At 71.8% G+C, this 19679-nt stretch carries 8 protein-coding genes; 7 read left to right on the top strand and 1 reads right to left on the bottom strand.

Annotated elements, in window-relative coordinates; all coding sequences use genetic code 11:
- The first annotated feature begins 2 nt into the window (after positions 1–2).
- From AB0B39_RS11750 to AB0B39_RS11725, 6 genes are all read left to right on the top strand, one after another.
- Entirely contained in the window at positions 3–8579 is an 8577-nt protein-coding gene (locus AB0B39_RS11750) for a hypothetical protein (RefSeq protein WP_357574265.1), read from the top strand.
- 124 nt (positions 8580–8703) lie between these two features.
- The gene (locus tag AB0B39_RS11745; protein ID WP_357574264.1) at positions 8704–9531 is read left to right on the top strand and encodes a hypothetical protein; all 828 of its coding nucleotides are present in this window, start codon (positions 8704–8706) and stop codon (positions 9529–9531) included.
- A gap of 111 nt (positions 9532–9642) precedes the next feature.
- Positions 9643–10443: a hypothetical protein gene (locus tag AB0B39_RS11740; protein WP_357574263.1), complete on the top strand. Its 801-nt coding sequence runs from the start codon at positions 9643–9645 to the stop codon at positions 10441–10443.
- Between the two features lie 100 nt (positions 10444–10543).
- The gene (locus AB0B39_RS11735; RefSeq protein WP_357574262.1) at positions 10544–13186 is read left to right on the top strand and encodes a right-handed parallel beta-helix repeat-containing protein; all 2643 of its coding nucleotides are present in this window, start codon (positions 10544–10546) and stop codon (positions 13184–13186) included.
- A gap of 8 nt (positions 13187–13194) precedes the next feature.
- Positions 13195–17211 (top strand): type VII secretion protein EccCa, encoded by a 4017-nt coding sequence (eccCa, locus tag AB0B39_RS11730; protein WP_357574261.1) that lies wholly within the window; start codon positions 13195–13197, stop codon positions 17209–17211.
- A gap of 7 nt (positions 17212–17218) precedes the next feature.
- Complete coding sequence (locus AB0B39_RS11725; protein WP_357493013.1) at positions 17219–18577, top strand: EsaB/YukD family protein; 1359 nt, start codon at positions 17219–17221, stop codon at positions 18575–18577.
- 18 nt (positions 18578–18595) lie between these two features.
- On the opposite strand, the gene AB0B39_RS11720 is transcribed toward AB0B39_RS11725, so the two are convergent.
- Complete coding sequence (locus AB0B39_RS11720; RefSeq protein WP_357493011.1) at positions 18596–19195, bottom strand: response regulator transcription factor; 600 nt, start codon at positions 19193–19195, stop codon at positions 18596–18598.
- 204 nt (positions 19196–19399) lie between these two features.
- On the opposite strand from AB0B39_RS11720, the gene AB0B39_RS11715 reads away from it, so the two are divergent.
- Positions 19400–19679 (top strand): hypothetical protein (locus AB0B39_RS11715; protein WP_357574260.1); only part of this gene is annotated, 280 nt, incomplete at its 3' end.

The following is a 19679-nucleotide window of genomic DNA, read 5'->3' as shown; positions in this document are numbered from 1 at the left end:
CCGTGGGCGATTCGAAGGACGGACGTCCGGATCCCGCGGCGCTGCGCCAGCTCGCGAACGACTGGCGGGCCGAGGGCGACCGTCTGGAACTCCTCGGCGACAACGTGCTGGCCGCCTACAACGACGTCAAGTGGACCGGATTCGCCAGCCTGTCCGCGGACATCGCGACGAACATCGTCGACCTCAAGCTGCGCAAGATGAAAGACGCGGCACACGAGTTCGCGAAGTTCCTCGACGAGTACGCGGACAAGGTTCAGGAGCAGATCGACAAGGAGAAGGCCCGTACGATCATCGAGATCGTGCTGGCCATTCTGGGCATCCTGACCATGGGCCTCGGCGCCGTCCTCGGCCCCATGCTCGCGGCCCTCGGCCGCCTGCTGGCCGGCCTGCTCACCGCGATGAGCCAGGTCATGGGCAAGATCGTCACCGCGGTCATCGACGTCGCCATCGGCATGCTCGTCTGGGGCTCGCTGCAGGTCGCCATGGAGTTCGGCACGACGGCGGTGGTCTCCAGCATCATGGGCGTGCCCGCCGAGTACACCGCCAGCATCGCGATCAGCACCGTCATCGCCGGTGTCATGGGCGGTCTGTTCTCCATCCGGGGCGTCAACAACGTGCCGGTCAAGGGCTCGGCCACCGGCGCCAAGCCCGGTCCGATCCCCAGTCCCGCACCCACACCCAAGGGCGGTTCCAGCACCGACGTGACCACGAACGGCACGCTGGTCACCGGGCCGAAGCCCTACTCGAACACCACTGTGGACAGCAGCGCGGTGAGCATCGACGGGGTTGGCGCGAGCGCTACCACCATCGCCCCTCCGGTCGTCCCCGGCGCCGGCCGTGGCGCCCCCGTCACCGGCGTGGGGGACCAGCGGGTCCACTCCGGCGCAGGGTCGGTGGGCAGCGCCGGGCGTACGGTCGAGCACGCCAACCCGCAGGCCGCCCCCCGCACCGGGGAGACCATCACCACCCCGGCGACGCCGATGCCGCAGACCACCACCGCCGCGCCCGGTGGCGCCACTCCAGGCAAGACCATCACCGCGCCGCCCGGTCCGGGGAAGGCCGGCACCTTCGAGGTGCAGACCGCCCCGCCCGGCACCGTCGCAAGTCGGCCGCCCACGGTGTCGGGAGCCGACACCCCGCCGGTTGCCAACCTCGATCGCGGCGCCAACCTGGACCGGCAGCCGCCGCGAGTCTCCACAGGTGGCGAGGTCCCCCCGCTCGCCTCGGTGGGCGGCCGCGGCAGTGTGGACCTGGGGCAGGTCTCGCCGCTCACGCCCCAGCCGTCCCGCCCCGGCAGTGTCGACCTCACCATCTCCGGCCACGGCGACCTGACCGCGACGCCGCAGCCGAAGACGGGCTTCGCGGGCGCCGACGTCGCCGCCTCGTCAGTCAACACGCACGGGCCGGGCCGTACCGTCACGCCGGACAACCGCGCGACGGGCTTCGCGGGCGGCCGGGAGGCCGTGACCGACGTGCCCGCCACGTCGACAGGCGGGAACGTCGTCAATCCGGCCACCGGCCGTCCGGATGCCGCCGGTACGACCCTCACGCCGCCGCATCTGGGCGAGAACGTGCCCGCGGGCGCGGCACCCCGGTCCGGCGCGGTCAACGCCACGCCGCCAGCGGTGCCGGAGCATGAGGCGGCGGCCGGCGCGAACGCGGCGCGCGGCGGGTCGACTGCCGAAGGTGCGGCAACCGGGCAGAACCGCGGACTGCACTACACGACGACGAGCGGCCCCGCGGCTGTGCCGCACGGCGTCAACCTGCCGCCGGCGATGCGCCCCGGTGCGCTCCCGGACCTGCCCGCCGGCACCCACGTCACCGCGCCGCCCGCGCGCGTGGTGGGTGCCGAGCACCTGCCGTCGGCCACGCCGGGCCGGTTCCCGGACGCCCCCGTACACGATCCCGGTCGAGGCCCGGCCCCGGTCCGCGACGCGGTGTCGTCGTCGACCCCCGGTAACACCGCGGGCGTGAATGCCGGGCACGGGATTGCGCCGCCGCGCGAGGCCGGCACGTCCGCTCCCGGCACCGCGCGGCCCGGCGAGGTCGTTCCAACCCGCGACATTCCCGCCGGCACCGATGCGCCGCGGCCGGCGGAGGCCTCCACCACCCCGCGCAGCAGCACGGACCTGACGTCGACCGCGGCATCGCCGCGCACGGGCAGCCCGCAGCGCTCCACCGACGTCGGTTCGTCCACGGTGCGGCCCGTCGACTCCGGTCCGGACGCCAGCGCGGCGCGTCCGGCCGATGCGAGGACGCCGGCCGGACGCGCCGGCTCCGGCCCGCACGGCAGCGCACCCCGACCTGCCGACGTCGAGACGCCGACGGGTCGTCCGGTCGGGCCGTCGTCGCGGCCCGACGCGGCCGAGGTTCCGACCGCGACACCGCCCCGTCGGTCGATGTCGGAGTCCCCGGTGTCGGAGTCGTCGGCGACTGCGCGTGTCGATGCCGGGCAGGGCAGGTCGTTGGAGGAGCGGTTCGAGGCGTTGGGTGGGCCTGGCTCGAAGGGGTCGAAGGGATCGGATTCGGCGTCGATCAGTGGGTTGGAGCAGCGTCTGGAGGCGCTGGGCGCCGGCCGGAGTTCGATGTCGCACCCGGACGCGTTCAAGGCGTTGCGAAGCGAGGAGCTCCAGGTCCCGAAGACCGCGCCGAAGGAACCCGAGTTGCCGGAGTTCCCGGCTGTGCCGACCGGCACGGAAAGGCAGCGAGCGCTCGTCGAAGATTTCGGCGAAGCGGCCGGGTTGCCACGGAAGGAGATCGACGAACTGCTGACGAACCTGAAAGCCAAGTACGGCGACAGTGTGCTGGACAAGGGCGCCGATGCGGCCGCGACCCGTGAGCTGATCAAGGACATCGGCGTACGGGCGGGGATGGACCCGAGCGTGGCCCGCGGCTTCGCCGAGCGTGCGACATCACCGAACACCGCCACCGCGCAGGTGTCCCGCGCCGAGTTCCGAGCCGAGATCAGGGCGTTCGCGGATGACAACCGGATGATCGAGCGTCTGGTCAACCTGCGTGTCGGACGGGCCGAGGACCTCGGCGTCACGATGACGCAGGGCCCCCGTAGGGAGCTGACCCAGGCACTGCGGGCCGGCGACGAAGCGGCATCAGCCAAGATCAGCGGTGACCTCGACCGCGCCATCGAGGTCCGGACGACCACGGCGAAGGCGACGCACGACAATGCCATGGAGAACCTGGAGCGCCGGGTGAAGGAACTCACTCAGTGGCGCGCGGACCGGGAGGCCATCGCCGCCTCGGACGCCGCCGCCGAGAAGGCCGCCCAACAGAAATTCACCCAGGACTTCCGCGAGGGACCGCTCGCCGAACTCACGTATCGTGTCGGCGCCGCCGATGGCGCGAGCCCGGCGAAGGCCATGAACCTCCGCTCGCCTGCAGAGCCGACGCGAGTCGAACCGCCGGCGCGGCAGCGACACGACGATATCGTGGCCTCCGAGAAGGAGTGGGCGCAGTACCAGCGGGACCCGCAGGGCGGTGAACCGGAGCTCCAGCTCGAGACGCCACCGCATCAGCGGGAGTTCGACGAGCTGCTGGCCTCGGCCGATGACCTCGGTGCCAAGGCCGGACTGTCGCCCGCTGAGATCACCCAGATCCGCGCGGACATCCAGGCGCGCTACCGCGAAACCCTGTCGTTGGACGAGGCGAAGCGGACGCTGCTGGAGAACACCGCCGTACGGGCGGGAATGGACCCGGATCGTGCGGCGACGCTCGCCGCGCGCGACATCGACGGTGGCGTCGGTGGCGGCAACGCGCGGCAGGTGTACGGCGACGAACTGGAGCAGCTCGCCGAGGGCAACCACCTCATCGACCGCTATGTGCGGCTGCTCGACGACGACTTCCGGCGTTTCGGGCTGCCGTTCGACGACGCAGCGCGGGAGCGGCTGACGCTCGGGTTGCGGCAGGGGGACGAGGCCGCAATCAGGGAGGTCACCGACCCGCTGGACGAAGCGCGGACCGTCGCGGACCAGCGTGCGACCCGGATCCAGGACCAGGAGCAAGAGGATCTCGAAGGCCGGCTCGAGGCGCTGGGGAAGCCCAGCGAGCGGCCCGCATCGGCAGCGAAGGTCGAACCGGTGGAGCCCACGCCGACGCCTGCGGCGACGCGTACGCCGGAAGAACTCGAGGCCCTGGCAACCCTGCGGGAGGCGTTCCGCCGGGACGTGCTGCCCGAGTTGCACGCCGGCACCACGCTCAAGCCCTCGCCCGGTCCGCGGCCCGAGCCGTCCGTCTCGGACCGCATGGGCCGCACCGACGAGATCACCGACCCGGAGATCCGGGCGCGGGACGAGGAGCACCAGCGGCAGGTGCAGGAGTTGACGCCGCCGGCAGACGTGCCCGAGCCTCCGGTGCTGCCCACGGTGCCGACCAACGGTGAGAGGCTCGGCTCGCTGCAAACCTTCGGCAAGGGGCTGGCCGAGGACGCGGGGCTCGACGACGCCGCCACCACGCAGCTGCTGAAGACCATCGAGGACCGGTGGGGATCGTCGTTGCTGGACGACACCAGCGCCGCCGCGGCGCGCAGGACGCTGGTCGAGGAGATGTACGGCCGCTACGACCTCACACCGAACAAGGTGCGTACCCAGGACCTCGTCGGCGGTGACGCCGAGCTGCGTGAGCTGGCTCGGGCGGGCTTCCGCGCTGAGCTCATGTCGGCGCAGGAGACGAAGGGCCTGGGCGACCGGCTCGCCGACCTCACGATGCCGAACGGCTACAACCTCGCCGATGACTTCGTGAACAGCGCCCGGAGCAGGCTGGCGGAGGCGTACCGCTCGGGCGACCCCGACGCGGCCGGCCAGGTTCACCTGGAGATCGCGGAGAAGGTTTCCGAAATCACGGCGAAGCAGCACGCCGACGAACTGGCTGCGCGGGCGATCCAGCAGACCGAGGTGAACCGGGGCGCCTTCGGCAAGGTGATGGACGACCTCACCGCACGGCTGAACGCGGAGGACGTCAAGCCGCTGCCCGGCAAGCAGACCCGGCCCGAGAGCATCCTGCCGGAGGGGCCGGGCGAGGGCCTTCTCATGGCGAAACCGCAGCCCCGCGACCCGAACGCCACGCCGCCGACTGCGAGTCGTGCTGACGTGTCCGACGATCTGCCACGCGGCGGGACGGATTCACCGACGCCTGTCGAGCGGGCCGAGCAGAACATTGAGGACCGGAACCTCGCTGCCGCCGCGGCTGAGCGCGACCTGCACGCGGCCGGCCTCGACCCGGACAGCCGATTCCGGGCCGGGGTGGCGGAGTTCCGTACGGCCAATCCTGAGGCGCGCTTCGACGTGGACGCCGTCCGAGCCGAATACGACGCCCGCATCGTCGACGCCTGGCGCGACAAACCGGAGGCCGACTCGTGGCGCCCGCACGTCGCCGCCGTGGCATCCGCTCTGCCGCAGATCATCGCGCAGGCCGTCACCGAGGGCGTGCCGACCGCGACCGTCGACGTGGACGAGCCGGTCGTGACCGTCGCCGACGCGGAGTTCACTGTCACGCTGGACGCGCTGCGGGACCCGGAGTCGCTCCCGTCCGCGGTCCGGGACCTGTTGCGGGACCGGTGGATCGGCGATCCGGCGCGATTCGCCCGGGAACTTGAGGCGGCCGAGATGGCCGACGACCTCCTGACCCGTGCGGTGGGCGTGGTGGACTACGACTACGGCTTGGACCTGCCCACAAGCGTGCTGGATGGCATGCGCCGCACAGTCATCGCGGATGTCCTGCACCACCACGACGTCATCCGGTACCAGGGCGACGACGCACGCTTCGCCGAGGACGGCGGCCGCGAAGCGGTGTGGGAGGCGTACGAGGACCGGCAGTTCACGAGCATCAAGGCTGACGTGATCCTGGCGCGTAAGGCCTGGATGGCGGCGCAGAGCGCTGCGGAACAGTTCCACCGACTGGTAGGCGCGGGCACCACGGACGCGTTGAATCTGGACCTGTCGGAGGTGTCCCTGCGCGCCCTCGGCGAGCGGTTCGCCGCCGAGCAACTCGCCCTGCGCGGGAATCACTTCTACGGCTTGGAGGACCTCCAGCGCCAGGCGTTCCAGGAGCGACTGGACGCGCTGCTGCACCCGGTGGACGAGATCGCGGCGCTCACCGACGCCGAGCGGGCGAAGCGCTGGCAGCAGGAGGCGAGTTCCCTGCAGGCGCAGTACGCCCAGCGTCTGGAGACGGCCCGGCTGGCCGAGCGGCACCGCCCGGACCTGGTCGCTGACTTCGACACCGTGCTCGCTCATGCCGTGGCGGAAACCGAGCGCACCGGCGTGGCGACGCTCGACGGGCTGCGCCCGGGAGTGCTCGACGCGTTCCGGGCGGACTTCGTCACCACCGGCCGGCGGTGGTTCGAGGAGGTGTTCGGCCCAGCGGTCACGGCGGGTGTGCGCGGGTACGACGCGCTCTTCGTCGACGCCGAGGCCCAGTGGGGCCACCAGTACGAGCACCTGCGCACCAGCATCCGCCAGGAAGCCTTCGTGCACCTGCAGTCGCACCGGCACGACGCCGCGTTGGACGCCGCAGCTGCGAACCACAGGGTGGTGTCCGCGGAATCCGGCCGGGATCCGCTGCCGGAGTCGGCCTACACGATGGCCCGGGAGGAGTTCCTCGCCGCCGCCGGGGCGAAGCTGCGTGCGACGGTGAAGGAGCAGCTCGACCCGTTCGCGAAGAGTCAGGGCGCACACTGGGACACCGTCGCCGCCGAGATCGAGCGCGATATCGCGCGCTATTTCGACGACGAGAAGCTGCGCGAGTACGGCGCCCGCGCCGCGACGGCCGACGCCGACCCGAGCGCCCCGGCACTGCCCGAGTCGGCGGGGACACCCGGGACCGCGTACGACAGTGCGGCGGCACCGATCCTCGAAGCCGTACGCGCCGGGGTGTCGGCGGCGCTGCACCGCGACGGCCGGGAGGTCCCGGCCGACGTCCGCGATCGCATAGCCGGCGAGATCGAGGCGGTGCTGCGCGAGGCGGGCACCGCGGCCCGAGCCCGCGCCGAGCGGGGCGGCAACACCGAGATCGCGGTCGCGGCGGCAGTCGCCGAGTTGGCGGAGCGTACGGCAGACCTCGCCCAGTCGGTGCCCGCACGCCTCCTGCACCACGCGCAGGTCGGCGCCGAGCTGCATCACGCCGAACGTGCCTTCGAGGGCCTGCTGGCCACCCGCGACGCGTTGCCGTCGAGCGTCGTCGCGACGCTGTCGGTCGCCTTCGCGTACGAATGGCTGACCCGCTACGACAGGCTCTTTCGAGGCGCGACGAGCCAGGGCGAGGCCGCCGCGACCGAGACCGGCCTGCGGGATCTCGCAGAACGGGTGGGCATCGAGCTGCCGAACCACGACCTGCTCAGCCCGGCCGCCCTGCGTAAGGCGCTGCTCGACGCGGCCGCGACGCTGCCCGGCGGTTCCGCGGCTGTCGGTTCGGGCCTGTTGCTACGCCAGCCGGGCGCCCCGCCGGTGAACGGGATGGCCATGGTCGCGGACTCCTTCGTCCCGATCCCGGGGGAGCAGCGTGTCATCGTGGCTCCCGGCGCCGACGTCGCCGGCTTCCTCACCGAGGTCACCGGCCGGGTCACCGACCCCGCACAGCGCGCCAAGATCGTCGTGCATGCCCCGACGGTGCCCGAGGCGGTGCTCAGGACGCTGGGCAACCGCTACGGCGTCACTGTCGCGTACACCGAGCGGCCGACCGACGCGCGGCAGGCACGCCGGGCGGTGCCGGTCACCGCGGACGGTACGCCGACCCTGCAGCGCTGGGCGGAACACTGGCTCGTCCGCCCGGCCACCCAGGAGACCCCGCCGCCGTACGGGCTCCGGCAGGGCAGCCGCTCCGGGCTGTTCGAGCTGCCCGAGGGCTGGGTGCTGGAAGACCTGCCGCAGCGGGTGTGGGCACGGCCCGCCGGGTCGCCCGATCCGGAACTCGCCACACGGGTCCGCTCGGGTTCCGACGGTGGGAACGCGTCGATAGTTGTCGGCGTACCAGGCGTGCCGGTCCCCGAGGCCGTCGCGCGGGCCGGTCTCGACCTCATCGAGCGCCTTCCGGTCGAGCCGGGGCGGCAGGGGGTGCAGTGGCTCAGCCCGCTCCCCGAGGTGCAGCGCCCGCCCGTGCCGATGCTTCAGAGCGCGCCCGAGCTGGACGCGACGTCGGGTGGGCTGACCGGCGTACCGACAGTCGACACGCACGCCGGTCCGGCTCACGACGCCCTGACCACGCTCCGGGCCGCGGGTCACGGGGACGCCGCGGCAGCGTTCCTGGCCGAGCCGGACGCGGCGGCGCGCGACCGGATACTGCTCGACCTGCTCGGTGCCGGTGATGCCGTCCGCGGGGCCCTGCCGGAGCTCCATCTCGGCCTGGCGAACCCGGATCGCTCCGATGTGGCGCTGGCGGCGGTCCTCGGTTACGCCCAGACGGCGCTGCGCGGCGAGCCGGTACCTGCCGACCGGGTCCTGGGCGCGGCGAACGGCCTGTCGGTCGGGACGAAGAGCCCGCTGATGAACGCCCTGCTGTCCCTCGCCGGCCCGGCGAGCGCGAACCGTGCGGTGCTGGCCAGCCTCGCCGAGCTGGTTTTCGACTGCCGGTGACGAGGTCGCCGGCGAGGGCGTACCGCCGGGTCCCCCGTTCGCGGGGGTTGGCCGCGCCCCCACGGCCCGCGCGACGATGCGCGGTGCCCGTTCACCGGGCCGGCACCTGAGGGGAACGAGGAACATGGACAGCATCGACGACAGCGCCCACGTCCATCGGGTGCTGCGGACCGACGTCCCGGCCCTGGGCGAGGTGATGCCGCCCGTGCTGGACCTGACGGCCGCGACCGGGCCGCTGTGGGCCGCGGCCACCGACGACTACGACGACGCTGTGGTGGCGGCGGTGCTCGCCGCCCCGGGCACGTCGGCGCTCTGGCGCTCGTGGCGTTTCGCCGCCGACGCGACCGACGGTCCGGGGACCCGCGTCTACCTGCTTGAGGCGGAGGAACCGGAAGTCGCCGCCGCGGCGGTGCGTTCGGCACTGGCCGAGGCCGGTCCCGACACCACCCTGCTGATCGAGTTCGCGACCGGGGACCTGGGGCCTCCGGCGGCCCACGCGGCGCTCGGCGCCTCCGCGCTGCTCTGGGCGTTCGACGCCGACGAGCCGGTCCAGGTGGCGCGGGTTTTCGACGGCGTCGACCCGTATGCCGGGCCGTACTTCGACCAGGGGCATCCGCGGTTGGAGGGCCCCGAGCGCGACGCCGCGCTCGGTTTCCTCGAGAGCGGCCAGACGTTGTTGCTGACGCCGCAGACCCAGGACGATGTGGTGGACCCGCAGCGCGGCCCCGTCGTACCGACGAACTTCCGTACCGACGGGGCCTGGGTCTGGACCGACGCCGTCGCCTACTACCTGCGCGAACACGGCATCGCGCCGGACGAGGGGCTGCTCACGCATGCCCGCGACGCCGGCTTCGTGGCGGCCGAGGCGGGCGCCGTCGGGCTGCACCGCGCGCTGTCGTGCCTGTTCCTGCCACGAAATGTCGAGCCGGCCGAGGAGGTTGGTGCCGGGTAGCGGTACGGGAGCGGAGAAAATTCGGGCGGGCGTGAACCCCCACGTCCCACGAGCCGTCTCAGTGCGTCACGGACGTCGAGCGAAGCGCGAAAGACCAACATGACTGGACCTGTGAGCACGGATCCCGCGGCTGAGCAGCCGGTGCGCCGGGCGACGGTGGCGGCGCCGCCGGCACCTGAGCATCGGGCGTCGGCAGAGGTCAGCCAGCGGCGCGAGTTCGTTCGCGCGTTCGTGGAGCACGCCGCGGAACGCCCGGCGAGCGAGCGGGTGACAGTACGCCTGCCCACCCTGATCACCGTGACCGCCGCGGTGGCGGTCGGCGCGCTCGTTGTCGGGGTGTTCTGGCACCTCGTCCGGCCGATGACCCCGCAGCAGAAGGCGGCGGCGAAGGGCACCACTGTCGCACCCAGCGTCCTGCCGACGGGCACGTTCGACGCGGTGGCCGGCTGGGACTGCGAGGCGGCGGCGGACCGCGGGTTCGATGCCCGTGGCCGGATCGGGGCGTGGCGCACGATCGGCAAGGGAGGCTGGTCGCAGGGCGGCTGCCACGGCACCGCGGTGACGCTGCCGCGGCCCGCCAGCAGGGACGGCCGTGCGGCCACCGGACAGTCGGCGACCTGGTGGTTCACCCCCGGCCCGAACATCAGATCCTGCGCCGTCAGCGTCTACCTGCCGAAGACCGGCTCGGCGCTTGTCAGTAAGGCGACGTACATGGTCGGAGCCGGCGCGACGGGCACGCCGTTCGCGAGTTTCACAGTCGATCAGGACGCGAACGCTGGCAAATGGTTCGACGCGGGGACCTACCCCGTGCACCAGAACCAGCTCGCTGTCAGCCTCGACGCCTCGAACACCTCTGGTGCGAGCAACGCCCGTGTGGTGTTCGGACAGGCGCGGGTGAACTGTGGGTCCTGAGTCTCTCGCCGCGGGAACCGCCGCCCGTACGCCCGCGACCGCCAAGATCGAACGGGTTTCCACACGTGCGTGGAGTCGGCACAGGACGATCGGTGCTGCCGTGCGGGCGGCCAAGCCCGGTGCGGTGGTCGCGGTCTCCCCGGGCACGTACCGGGAGTGCCTGGTCCTGGACCGCGACGTCACAATCGTCGCCGAGGACGAGTCGGCAACTGTCGAGCTGATCGCGCCGGAGGGACCCGCGGTCCAGCTCCGCGGCGGTTCGGCCACTCTGCGGGGCCTCACGATCCGCGGCAGCCGGACGGGAAACGCCGCAGTGGTGGTCTCGGCCGGGCGCCTCGAGCTGACGGACAGCCGGGTCAGCGGCGGCTTCGTCCACGTGGCCGGCAGTTCGGCGGCCAGGCTCAACGGCTGCACCGTCGAGGAAACCTCCACGTGTGCGCTCAACGTGGCCGACGGCGCTCGCCTGGAGGCCTACGACCTGCGCGTCACGAACGTCTCCGGCGTCGCGGTGGCGGCGGGCGGCTCGTCGTACCTGGCGCTGTCCGGCGCGGTGCTCAACGACGTGCGGGGTGTCGGCGTACGCGTCGGCGAGACCGCCACCGCTGTGCTGGAGCGCTGCGACATCGGCTCGGCCGGGGACGCGGGCGTGGAGGTTCGCGAAAGCGCGGGCCTGCGCCTGCTCGACAGCCACATCCACGACATCGAGGGCGACGGTGTACGCGTCCTCGGCAGCGCCGGCTTCGGCGCCGACTGGTGGCCCGAACTGCACCCCGGCCGGCCCGACGACCTGACGCCCGCCGAGCCGGGCACGACCGGGGGAGTCGTGGTGCGGCGGTGCGAGATCCGCCGTACCGGAGCCGCCGGCCTCGTGACAGGTGGCGATTCGGTGACGCTCGTCGACGACACGGTGATCGACCGGGCCGGCAGCGCGGGTGTGCTGGCCGCGCACGACAGCCGTGTCGTGGTCCGCTCGGTGCGCGTCAGCAACAGCACCCAGACCGGCGTGGCGCTGCGCGACAGCGCCCAGGTGCGATGGCGTGGCGGCTCGCTGACCGGTTCGAAGGCCAACGGCGTCTTCGCGGTCGGCGACAGCCACCTGCAGTTGCGCGACGCGGAGGTGCGCGAGAGCGGCTTCACAGCCGTCCATCTCACCGGGAGTGCGTCGGTGACGCTGCTGGGCGTCGCTGTCACCACGACCGCCGAACTCGGCATCCGTGCCTCCGGCCGTTCGGTGCTCCACGCGAAGGGCACCGGCATCGACCGCGCCGACCTCACCGGCGTGCAGGTCGACGACGTGGCCGACGCGGTCCTGCGCGACGTGACAATCGCCAACTGCCGCACAGGTGTTCGCGTGGACACACCGCACCGCCCTCTGCTCGCCGACTGCACCGTGCGCGACATCGCCCAGACCGGTGTGGAGATCGCGGCCGGTTCGGCGCCCACGCTGGTGCGTACCACTGTGGCGGGCTGTGGGGCCGCGGGCGTCTTCGTTGACGTCGACGCTGAGCCGGTGCTCGACAACTGCCGGATCGAGACGATCGGCGGCAGCGGTCTCGCGGTGTGGACGGGCGCCCGCCCGACGCTGCGACGGGTGACGATCACCGAGGTCAAGAAGAACGGCCTCTACTTCGGGACCGGTGCGCACGGCGAGGCGGAGGACGTGACGATTTCGCGTACGGGCTACCCGGCACTCTACGTCGGGGACGCGGCTGACCCCGTACTGCGCCGATGCGTCGTGCTCGACTGCGACGAGGACGTCAGCCTGGGTGCGGACGCCGAGCCCGTCTTCGAGCAGTGTCGCAGCGAGCGGGTCGGTTCGGCGGTGTGGCCGGCGACCGCGGGGCCGGCGCCCGCCGCAGCGCAGACCTCGTCAAAGGCACCCGAGGCGGGCACCCCGCCGGAGGCCGAGGCGTCGGAGGACACGCTGCAGCCACTGCTCGGTCAGCTGGACGAGCTCATCGGTCTGGTCAGCGTCAAGCGGGACGTGGGCACCATGGTCAAGCTGATGCACCTCGTGAAGCGCCGCCGCGAAGCCGGGCTGGCGCCGCCGCCCATGTCCCGCCACCTCGTCTTCGCCGGCAATCCCGGTACGGGCAAGACGACTGTCGCCCGCCTCTACGGCCAGTTGCTGGCGGCGCTGGGCATGCTCAGCAGCGGTCATCTCGTCGAGGTCGACAGGGGCACGCTGGTCGGCGAGTACGTCGGCCACACCGCACCCAAGACGCAGGCCGCGTTCCAGCGTGCGCTGGGCGGTGTCCTCTTCATCGACGAGGCCTACGCCCTGGTGTCCGAGGGGCAGAGCAGCGACTTCGGCAACGAGGCGATCTCGACGCTCGTGAAGCTGATGGAGGACCACCGCGAGGAGGTGGTGGTCATCGTGGCCGGCTATCCCGACCAGATGGGCCGCTTCATCGGCGTCAACCCCGGTCTGTCCTCGCGGTTCTCCCGCACGCTGACGTTCGCCGACTACAACGAGACAGAGCTCGTGCAGATCGTCGACAAGCACGCGGGGGACCACGACTACCGGCTGTCGGATGAGGCTCGCACGCGCCTGACCGAATACTTCAGGACCGTCGACCGCGGTGAGGGCTTCGGCAACGGCCGCTTCGCCCGCAAGGTCTTCCAGGAGATGACCGAGAACCACGCCGGCCGCATCGCCGAGCTCGACGACCCGAGCGACGAGCAGCTGAGCACCCTGGAGGCCGCCGACCTGACCGACGTCGCGTTCGACGTAAGAGGCTGAGGAGCCCGATGAGCCGCCTGGCGTTCCACCGGCCCGCCCGGATGCTGCTGCCGCAGCTTCCCTCCCAGCAGGTCACCCTCCCCAACCCGCCGGAGCCTCCCAAGGAGAACCCGGGCAACAACGCGTGGAGCCTCGTGCTGCCGCTGCTGTCCAGCGTCGGCATGGCCGCCTACATGGTGACGTTCGGCAGACCCGCCCTGATCATCATCGGCGTGCTGTTCTTCCTGACCTCCACAGGCGCGGTCGTCGGCATGCGGATGTCGCAGCGCAGCGCCAACGGCAAGCAGGCTCGCAGGGCCCGTGTCCGCTACCGGCGCCACCTCGCCCGGGCCCGTGACGAGGCGCGCGAGGTCGCGAACGCCCAGCGCGCGGTTTCGATGCTCGTCGACCCCGACCCGCACCGGCTCTGGTCGATAAGCGCCAACCGGCACCGGGTGTGGGAGCGGCGCCAGAGCGACAAGGACTTCCTGCGGGTACGCGTCGGCCACGGCACGGTCCGGTTGGTCACGCCGATGGGGCTGGACCCCGGCATGGATCCGCTCGGCGACTACGACTGGGACTCGTTGCAGGCCGCGCACCGGCTCATCGACCGGATGGGCCACGTCGAGAAGCAACCGATGATCATCGATGTGGGTCGCGCCGGCGTCATCAGCGTCGTGGGCGACCCGACGCGGGCAGACACGCTCGCCCGCTCCATGCTGACCCAGATCGGGGTGCTGCACGCGCCGGACGACGTCACCATCGCCGTCGAGACCTCAGGCGCCGAGCACTGGGAGTGGACCAAGTGGCTGCCGCACACCTTCGAGCCCGACGTGAAGGGCGAGAGCGGCACGGTGTCGCTTGTCGCCGAGGACCCCGAGGTGCTCGGCGCCTTCCTCGCCGGTGAGCTGGCCCGGCGCAACGAGCAGGTGCTGAGCCGGCGCAACATGCTCAGCAGCGAGCGCCTCGGGGACGCCAAGCAGCGCCGCCTGGTCGTGCTCTTCACCGGCTTCGCGCCCTTCTCCGACTGGGGCCGCTCAGACCTGATGAACGCCCTGTTGCAGGCTGCCGGCCCGCAACTCGGCATCACCCTGATCTTCCTCAGCGAGAAGGACCGGGACGAGCCGAGCCGCGTCGACCTGCGGATCCGCTTCGACGACGAGGGCAACATCGTGACCGAGGGGCACCCCGACACGGTGGTCACGCCCGCGCACCGGTGCAAGCCCGACCATCTCACCCCGCAGTTCGCCGAGCTCATCGCCCGCAACCTCGCCCCGCTGCGGCTCAGCGACGAACGGGAGCAGGTGCTGACGCGTACCCGCTCACTCAGCGAGATGGTGCTGGGCACCGACCCCGGCCGTGCCGACCTGACGGGCCGCTGGGTCACGGCGGGCGACCCGCGCATGCTGCGCGTCCCGATCGGCACCGACGGCGACGGCCAGACAGTCGTCCTGGACATCAAGGAGTCCGGCCAGGGCGGTTCCGGGCCTCATGGGCTCATCGTGGGTGCGACGGGCTCCGGCAAGTCGGAGCTCCTCCGTACGCTCGTCACCGGCCTGGCGCTCACCCACTCGCCGGAGCTGCTCTCGTTCGTCCTGATCGACTTCAAGGGCGGTGCGGCGTTCGCACCCCTCAAGGAGCTTCCGCACGTCTCGGGCCTGATCACCAACCTCGCCGACGACGCGGCGATGATCGATCGCGTCCTGGCCGCCCTCATGGGGGAGCAGCAGCGACGTCAGCGCATCCTGCGCGACGCGGGAAACTTCGACACGGTACGCGAGTACCAGATGCGCCGCGCCGCCGGCGCCGCCGGCCCCGACGGGGAAACCCTCGAACCGCTGCCCACGCTGCTCATCGTCGTCGACGAGTTCGGCGAGCTGCTCTCCGGCCGTCCCGAGTTCGCCGAGCTGTTCGTGCAGATCGGCCGGGTCGGCCGGTCGCTGGGCATGCACCTGCTCATGGCCACCCAGCGGCTCGAGGAGGGCAAGCTGCGCGGCCTCGATTCGCACCTGTCGTACCGGATCTGCCTGCGTACGTTCTCGGCCGCCGAGAGCCGGACGGTGATCGGGACGACCGACGCGTACAAGCTGCCGCCGGTCCCCGGGTCCGCGTATCTGAAGGTTGACGAATCGGTCTACCAGCGGTTCCGTGTCGCCCACGTCTCCGCGCCCTACGTCAGCGCCGAGGACCGCCTCGCCAGCATGACCGCGGGCGGCACCTCCATCGTGCCGTTCGACCTGCGCTCCGACGCTGTAGTCGTCGAGCGTGAGAGCGACGAACTCGCGCGGCTGGCCGCCCGGCCCGGCCCCACCGAGTTGCAGGTCCTCGCCGACCGGTTGCAGGCGATTGCCAGCCCCGCGCACCAGGTGTGGCTGCCGCCGCTGCCCGCCGCCCTGGCTCTCGACCACCTCATCGGGCGGCCGGCGCCCAAGGCCGGCCGCGGCTACGCCGCCCGCGTGTGGCCGCTCGCCGGGCGCCTCGCCGTGCCGATCGGCCTCATCGACCTGCCACTCAAGCAGGACCAGGAGACGCTGGTCATGGACTTCGGCGGCGTGCACGGGCACCTGGCCGCTGTCGGCGCTCCGCGTACCGGCCGCAGCACGTTCCTGCGCACCATCATGATGTCCGGGATGCTCACCCACACCCCCGACGAGCTGCAGTTCTACTGCATCGACTTCGGCGGTGGGACGTTGCACCCGTACGCCGCCGCGCCGCACGTCGGCAGCGTGGCGGGGCGTAACGAACCCGAGCTGGTCAATCGCATGTTCGCCGAGATCCGCGGGCTGATCGTGCAGCGCGAGCGGGAGATGCGCGAGCTCGGCGTCGAGTCGATCGCCGAGCTGCGCGAGCGCCGCCAGGCAGGGCTGCTACCTGACGGGCTGCGCATGGCCGACGTCTTCCTGATGATCGACAACTGGGGGGCGCTGCGGGCCGAGTTCGAGAGCGCGGAGGTGTACGTCACCGAGATCGCCGCGCGTGGCCTCGGCGCCGGCGTGCACCTGGTGCTGACGTCCGGGCGCTGGAACGACATCCGTCCAGCCCTGCGCGACAGCATCGGCACCCGCATCGAGCTGCGGCTCAACGACCCCACCGAGTCGGACGTCAACCGCCGGCTCGCCGCGAGGATCCCGGCCAACATGGCCGGTCGCGGAGTCAGCACGCCAGGCGTCTTCTTCCACCTGGTCCTGCCCCGCCTCGACGGCATCGACTCCGTCGACGGGCTGCGCGAGGCACAGGACGAGGCGCTCGCCAAGATCTCCCAGCACTGGAACGGCCCGGTGGCGCCGCCCGTCCGGCTGCTGCCGCAACGCGTGCTCGTCGACGAGTTGCCGCCGCTGGCCGGTGACGCCGTGCCGATCGGCCTCGCCGAGCACGACCTCTCCCCGGTCGGACTCGACCTCTTGGGCGGCGATCCGCACTTCCTCATCTACGGCGACGCCGGGTCGGGCAAGAGCTCACTGCTGCGCACCTGGCTCACCGGGCTCACCGAGCGGACCTCGCCGTACGACATGCGCGTCGTGCTCTTCGACTACCGGCACGGGCTCATGGACGTCGTGCCGGAGGAGCACCTCGGGGCGTACGCCGGTGACGCGGGAACCGCCCAGGTGTACGTGCAGCAGGTGGTGGAGAAGCTCAAGGAACGCGTACCCCCGCCGGGCATCACCCCCGCGCAGCTGAAGGCGCGCGACTGGTGGGAGGGCACCGAGATCTACGTCGTCGTCGACGACTACGACCTGATCGTCGGCCCGCAGAGCGTGCTCGCGCCGTTCCTGCCGTTCATCCCGCAGGCCCGCGAGGTGGGCCTGCACCTGGTCCTCGCCCGCCGCGTCGCAGGAATGGTCCGCACCGGCATGTCCGACACACTCACCACACGCATCCGCGACATGGGGTGCGGTGGCCTCATCCTCTCCGGCGACCCCAAAGAGGGCGTCGTCCTCGGCGACGAACGCGCGGCGCAGCGGCCCCCGGGCCGGGGCGTGCTCGTACGCCGGGGCCAGCCCAACCGCCTCGTCCAGATCGCAGTCACCGAAACCACCCAGGGGTAGACCCGTCATGGCCAACGAACAGACCCGCGTCACAGTGGTAGGCACCTACCGCAGCGCCGACGTCGCCCTCCCGTCGCTGAGCCCGCTCGGCGAGTTCACCGCGCGGCTCGCCGAGGTGTGCGGTCAGGACAGCAACGACCAGCTCCCACCCGTATGGACCCTGTCGCGCCCCGACGCCGGCCCCCTCGCCCTGGACACCAGCCTGTTGCAGGCCGGCATCGTTGACGGTGATGTGCTCTACCTCTACGACCTGGCGGGTGACCCGGTCGACGCCCCGATCGTCAAGGACATCGAGGAGATCGTCGCCGAGCAGACCGAGGAACTGCGGCTGCGCTCGGCGCATCCCGGCCCTGTGGTCATCGGCATCGGCCTGCTGTTCCTGCTGGCCGCGGCGGTGCTTGTCGGCCTGCGCTACAACGCCGACACCGGGGCGGCGATCGGGCTCACCACGGGCGGGCTCCTGCTGCTCGGGATGGCGTGGGGCGTGCGCCAGAAGGAATCGGCGACGCCGCCGCTGCTCGTCCAACTCATGGCGCTGACCGCCGTACCGGCCATGGGCGCCGCCGGCGCCCTCATCGCGCAGGGCCTCACCTTCTCCGGCTGGGCCGGCGCCGCGATCGGCGCCAACACCGCGATGCTCATGGCCATCGCCATGCTCGGCGACGTCCTCCTCGTGGCGATCGAGCTGTCTCTCGCCGCCGGAGCCGGCCTCGTGGCGCTGACCACGGGCCTCGGAGCCGACGCCGTCGAATCCAGTGCCGTCGTCGCGGCCGTTGCCATCGGCATGCTGGCGGTGTCACGTCGGCTCGCCGCCACCATCACCGCCTGGGGCCAGAAGTTGCCGCGAGGCCGGCAGTCCTTCGCCGAGGCCACCACCGGGCTCGTGAACCGTTCCGCCTGGATCACCGGGGTCGTCATGGGCGGGCCGGCTGTCGCACTCTGCGTCACGTTGCCGCTGATGGCGTTCTCCGGACGTACTGTCGCTGTCATCCTTTCGGGGATCTGTTGCCTGGCCCTGTTCGCCCGCGGACGGATCGCCGCCTTCACCGTCGAGCTGTGGATGCTCGGCGCTGCGACAGCCGCCGGTGGGTTCGGCCTGCTGGCCGCGCTCGTCATGTCGATGGGCGGTGCCGCCGCGTCGGCGGTGCTCGTGGGCGTCGGGCTCACGACAGTGCTGTTCGGCATCGGCATGAGCGTGCTGGTGCCACCCCGCAAGCGGCACACCGGTTCGGGCCCGAAACCGCCGATCCGCCGCAGCCGCTCGGAGGTCGTCGGCGCGGGGGCCGCCATGGCGATCGCACCCCTCACGCTCGGCGTCTTCGGCGTCTTCGGCCACCTGGTAATGGTGGGCCGGACGCTGTTCTGAGAAGTTCCGTCCCGGTGCTCAGCGGTCCACGGGCAGGAGGTGGCCGAGTTCGATCGCGCGGCGGGTCAGCTCCGCCTTGTTGCCGGCGTTCAGTTTCGCGCGGATGCGCTTCGCGTACGTGTTCACAGTCGCCTGTGACAACCCCATCCGCGTCGCGATCTGTGAATGGGTGTAGCCAGAGGCGATCCACCGCAGCGTCTCAGCCTCGCGCGGCGCCAACGCGCCCGGCTCCTCCGCCGACACCTGGGAAAGCTCCTCCGGCAGCCGATCCGCGAGACGTCGGCACAGATAGAACCCACCCTTGACTGTTACCCGCATCGCCCCACGCACCGCGTCCTGATCCGCCTGCCGACTCACGCAGCCCCGCGCGCCCGCGAGAATCGACTCCATCAGGCCGGTGCGCCCCGGCCATTCCGCGCAGACCAGCACCGGACCGTGCGCAATTGTCCGGGTAATCAGCTTGCTCACCGTGGGCTCCGGCCGTGCCACATCCAGCACCACCAGGTCGAAGCTGCCCACCAACTCCTCGACGTCGGCCACCGCGACCTCCACCAGCCGGTCCGGGTCGTCCCCGGCCAGCTTCTCGAGACCAGCGCGCCAGATCGGCTGCTCTGCCACCACAGCGACTTTGTACACGGCGCTCCTCCACGCACTTCCCCGGTGTGTCACCGGAGATCTCACCTGAGACGTACGCGGGGGCCCCTCGGTTCGAGGACGCAGGCGACAAATGCCGGACGTCCCCGAACGGATGTCTTGTTCGCGATCCCGGTCGGCTCATAGCCTCTGTCGCTGTCCGGGACGGTCGACCGCAGGAGTGTGCCGGTGCCCACCCAAGACCTCGCCGACGGCACAGTTGTGGAATACGACGACGACGGCCGCGTCGTCCGCGAGGAGCTCCCCGACGGCACGGTCTTCGACCGCTTCACCGCTGATGGCAGGCCGACGCATGGCACGTTGCCCGACGCGGGTGAGGTGTCGATCTCGTACGGCGGTGGTGGCGGCAGTACGTGGAGCTATGCGGACGGGACGGTTGTTCAGCGCAACGCCGCTGGTGACGTCACCTACGAGCGGACGGGCGATGGGGCGTCGTTCGATGCGTTCA

Origin of the sequence: Micromonospora sp. NPDC049114, assembly GCF_040648635.1 — a bacterium.
Classification (GTDB): Bacteria; Actinomycetota; Actinomycetes; order Mycobacteriales; family Micromonosporaceae; genus Micromonospora.
Note: the sequence above shows the minus strand (reverse complement) of the source record. Positions and strands in the feature narration are given on the sequence as shown.

Excerpts from the sequence above, each read along its gene's own strand:
- AB0B39_RS11745 (WP_357574264.1), top strand. The coding sequence starts at position 8,704 with ATGGACAGCATCGACGACAGCGCCCACGTCCATCGGGTGCTGCGGACC.
- eccCa (WP_357574261.1), top strand. The coding sequence starts at position 13,195 with ATGAGCCGCCTGGCGTTCCACCGGCCCGCCCGGATGCTGCTGCCGCAG.
- AB0B39_RS11725 (WP_357493013.1), top strand. The coding sequence starts at position 17,219 with ATGGCCAACGAACAGACCCGCGTCACAGTGGTAGGCACCTACCGCAGC.